The organism is Rhodanobacter sp. PCA2 (genome assembly GCF_013620825.1).
Classification (GTDB): domain Bacteria; phylum Pseudomonadota; class Gammaproteobacteria; order Xanthomonadales; family Rhodanobacteraceae; genus Rhodanobacter_A.
The window spans coordinates 1-3,910 of record NZ_NJIC01000024.1 but is presented as its reverse complement, the minus strand read 5'-3'; the positions used below and the strand labels follow the sequence as shown (position 1 = coordinate 3,910).

3 protein-coding genes are annotated in these 3,910 nt (G+C 66.8%); 2 read left to right on the top strand and 1 reads right to left on the bottom strand.

Annotation, left to right across the window (positions count from 1 at the left end; translation table 11 throughout):
- On the top strand, window positions 1-1,249 hold a 1,249-nt coding region (locus tag PCA_RS09755; RefSeq protein WP_255436766.1), incomplete at its 5' end, for an ATP-binding protein.
- Window positions 1,250-1,261: 12 nt separating this feature from the next.
- A complete protein-coding gene (locus PCA_RS09750; RefSeq protein WP_181302422.1) occupies window positions 1,262-2,638 on the top strand; it encodes a sigma-54 dependent transcriptional regulator in 1,377 nt (458 codons plus the stop codon).
- A 13-nt stretch (window positions 2,639-2,651) separates the two neighbouring features.
- On the opposite strand, the gene PCA_RS09745 is transcribed toward PCA_RS09750, so the two are convergent.
- Window positions 2,652-3,113: a hypothetical protein gene (locus tag PCA_RS09745; RefSeq protein ID WP_181302421.1), complete on the bottom strand. Its 462-nt coding sequence runs from the start codon at window positions 3,111-3,113 to the stop codon at window positions 2,652-2,654.
- Window positions 3,114-3,910: the final 797 nt, after the last annotated feature.

The following is a 3,910-nucleotide window of genomic DNA, read 5'->3' as shown; positions in this document are numbered from 1 at the left end:
CATCGGCTACCTCTACGTGCTGCTCGACTGGCGCGCCATGCAAAGCCTGCTCGACGAGGCCGTCGGCGACGGTCCGCGCGGCCTTTTGCTGCTGGATCGCGACGGCCACGCGATCGCGGCCTCACGCACCTTGCGCGACCGGTTGGACTTGGTGCACCTGCGGATGGATAGCTGGGTGCTGCCCCGCACGGGGGCGATGTCCTACATCCATCGCGGCCGCGCGCTGGGTTATCGCTCCCTGCTGGTTGGTGTCGCCGCCTCCAGTGGCTACCAGCAGTTCCAGAGCCTGGGCTGGCACATCGTGATGGTCGAGCCAACCTCGGTTTCGTTCGGTCCCATCTGGCGTCTGCTGTGGGCGATGCTGGCGGTGTTGCTGCTGACTTTGGGTGCCGGCGTGTGGATCTCCTCGCGCCTGGCCAGCCTCATCACCCGGCCCATCATTGCGCTCACCGATTTCGCGCGCCGCCTCCGCCAGGGCGAGAGCGCATTGCCGGAAGTGCCGCCCAGCACGATTTCCGAAGTGGAGGAGCTGCACCGCGCTTATGTGGAGATGATCGAGGCGCTGGAGCGCTCACGGGAGCAACTCGTGCGAGCCGGCAAGCTGGCCGTGGTGGGCGAGATGGCCGCGATCATGGCCCACGAGGTGCGCACGCCGGTGGGGATCCTACGCAGTTCCGCGCAATTGCTGCAGCGCCAGCCGCACCTCGGCGCGAAAGAGCACGAACTGATCGGCTTCATTCTGAGCGAGACCGAGCGCCTGAACCGGCTGGTGACCATGCTGTTGGAGTGCGCCCGGCCGACCCCACCGGATTTCCGTCCGCACGACCTGCACGCGATCATCGACAACGTGATTGGCCTGCTCGACTCGCGCGCCGAGAAGACCGGCGTCGTGCTCAGCAGGAAATTTCAGGGCGACAGCCTGGTATTCAACTGCGACCGCGAGCAAATGATGCAGGTACTGCTGAACCTGGTGCTCAACGCGCTGTCCTTCGTGTCGGATGGCGGGCGGGTCGTGGTGAGCACGGCACGCGATGCCGGGGAGTTGCGGGTCGTCGTGGCCGACAGCGGTCCCGGTGTGCCCGAAGCGTTGCGCCAGCGCATTTTCGATCCGTTCTTCAGCCGGCGCGAAGGCGGCATAGGTCTGGGGCTGACCATCGTGCAGCAGATCGTCCATGTGCATGGCGGCGAGATCGAAGTGGGCGAAAGCGAATGGGGTGGCGCAGCCTTCGTGCTGCGCTTCGGCATGTGACAGGCGGCGACGATGAACACGAAGCGGATACTGGTGGTCGACAACGAGGCGAAGATGCGGCGCATCCTCGAGCTGTCATTGCGCAACATGGGGCATGAGGTGCTGCAAGCCGGCGAGGGCGAGGAAGCGCTGCGCCTGCTCGAACGCGAATCCTGCGACCTCGTGCTGACCGACCTGCGCATGCCGCGCATGGACGGCATCGAGCTTCTCAAGGCTTTGCGCGCGCGCGGCGACGACGTGCCGGTGATCATGCTGACCGCCTACGGCACGATCGAAACGGCCGTAAGCGCGATGAAGCTCGGCGCCGCCGACTACATCATCCGTCCGTTCGAGATGGAAACCATCGAGCTGGCGGTGACCCGCGTATTGGAGATGCAGGCGGTACAGCGCGAGAACCGTTTCCTGCGCGACGAGCTTTCCAGGGGCTGGGGCGAATTCGTCGGCGTCAGCGACAGCATGCAGGCGCTGTACCGCCTGCTGGAACAGGTGGCCCCCACGCGCAGCAGCGTGTTCATCGTCGGCGAAACCGGCACCGGCAAGGAACTCGTGGCGCGCGCGCTGCATCAGGCTTCGAATCGCAGCGGCCTGTTCGTGCCGATCAATTGCGCCGCCATCCCGACCGATTTGCTGGAGAGCGAGCTGTTCGGCCATGCCAAGGGCGCCTTCACCGGCGCGCTGCGCGACCGCGTCGGCAAGTGCGAACTATCCAGCGGCGGCACGCTGTTCCTCGACGAGATCACCGAGATGCCGCCGGTACTGCAGGCCAAGCTGCTACGCGTGCTGCAGGATGGAAGCATCGAGCGGCTTGGGGCCAACACGCCCATCGCAGTCGACCTGCGCGTAATCGCTGCCACCAACCGCGACCCGCTGCGGGCGGTGGAGGAAGGGCGGCTACGCCGTGATCTGTATTTCCGCCTCAATGTGGTGCGCGTCGACGTGCCATTGTTGCGTGAGCGTAGCGGTGACATTCCTTTGTTGGCCGAGCACTTCTTGCACCAATACGCGCGCGAGCTCGGCCGATCCACGCCTCAACTGTCGGCGCAGGCGCTTCAGCGGTTGGAGCAGTACAACTGGCCTGGCAACGTGCGCGAGCTGGAAAATCTGATCGAACGCGCCATGGTCTTGTGTCGTGGCGACGAGATAGGCATCGAGCACTTTCCTCCTGAAATATCGCATGCGAACCCGGCAACAGCATTCATTGCATCAGAAACAGCGACCAAATCAGACGTGACGACTTCCTTGGCCATGAAGCCCCAGGTCGAGGCGATCGAGCGCCATCTGATCGCTGCTGCGCTCGCGCGCAGCGATGGCAACAAAGCCGCAGCTGCAAGGCTTTTGGAAGTCAGCGAGCGAGCACTCTGGTACAAGCTCAAACGCTACGAACTGTAGGGATCAGCCTGCGTCATCGGAGACAGGGGCATCTGTCGGCTTTCTGCTCGTGGGGTTTGCAGGCTTCCCGGGTGGAGGACCGCAACCGGGCCACCCGGGCCTTGCGGGGCCGGCGGGTGCGGTAATCGATTGCGCCGGCCGCGGCGCGCCGGGGCAGGGAAAGCGGGTGGGCGGGAGCGGCGGCGTCGCGGAGCCGATCCGGTCGGGCCGTTTCGCGCCTGCTGGCCTCGCCTTGGCCGGACACCACGGGCGCGAAAGTGGACGCTCCTTCCAGTCGCTCGCTGTCGCCGGCCAGCCGGTGACCTTGCCGCCAGAACCGGGCTTGCTCGGCGGTGATCCACCACGCCCGCATGGCGTCGAGGCGGTACGTGCGGCCAGCGGGATCGTGCAGGCCCAGCCGGTTGAGCGTCCAGCCGGCCCAGTCGTCGCACAGCGCGCCGAGGTCGCCCAGGCGAACGACGCGCAGCAGCCGCACGGCACTGAACGGTATGCGCGAGCGGCCGGGGAACGCCGCGCACGCTTGGCGCGACAGCAGGCAGGCATGCCGCAGGGCGCGGAAGCCTTCGGGGCTGACGTGCCAGATCCTCGGCCGTCGTTACATTTCGTTTTACATAATATACATTATGCGCAATTTCGGATGGCGCCGATGAGGCCTCGGGAACCGCTGCCTCCCACCCTCTGGGCCGCCCTGTGGGTCGCCCTCGGCGTGCTGCTGGCCGGCCACGGCGCCGGGTCTGGCTGGTCAGTCCCGAGAGCTTCCGCGAGCTACGCCACGCCTGCCTTCTGAACCGGAAGGCCTGCGCGGCGTTCCTCGGGGTCTGCGAGCGGACGATTCGGCACTGGGACACCGGGCGCAACCGGGTGCCGTGGGCGGCGGTCAAGCTGCTGCGGCGGCTGCGGCTGCGGCTGCTGCGGCTGCTGCGCCTGGGCGATCTGGGGGCGCTGCATCCCGCCTGATCGGGCTGGCTGCTGCACCCGGACGGCGATCTGGTGAGCGGCAACGGCTACCGGTTCGCCCCGTGGCGGATGGAGGCGTGGCCGCTGCTGTGCGAGCAAGCCCGGTTCTGGCGGGCCGACTACGCCCAGCGCGCGGATCGGGGTGCAGGGGTGTCCCCTGCGAGGCCGCAGGTCGTGACGCTCCAACCCGAAGCGTCGCCCGAAAATCAAGCCGTGCTCTGATCGCTCTCTGACTGCGCCAGCCAGCGTTCGGCATCCAGCGCGGCCATGCAGCCGAAGCCGGCCGAGGTGATCGCCTGGCGGTAGACGTGGTCG

What these genes read in the sequence shown, in the direction of transcription:
- PCA_RS09750 (WP_181302422.1), top strand. Translation starts at nt 1,262, where the DNA reads ATGAACACGAAGCGGATACTGGTGGTCGACAACGAGGCGAAGATGCGG.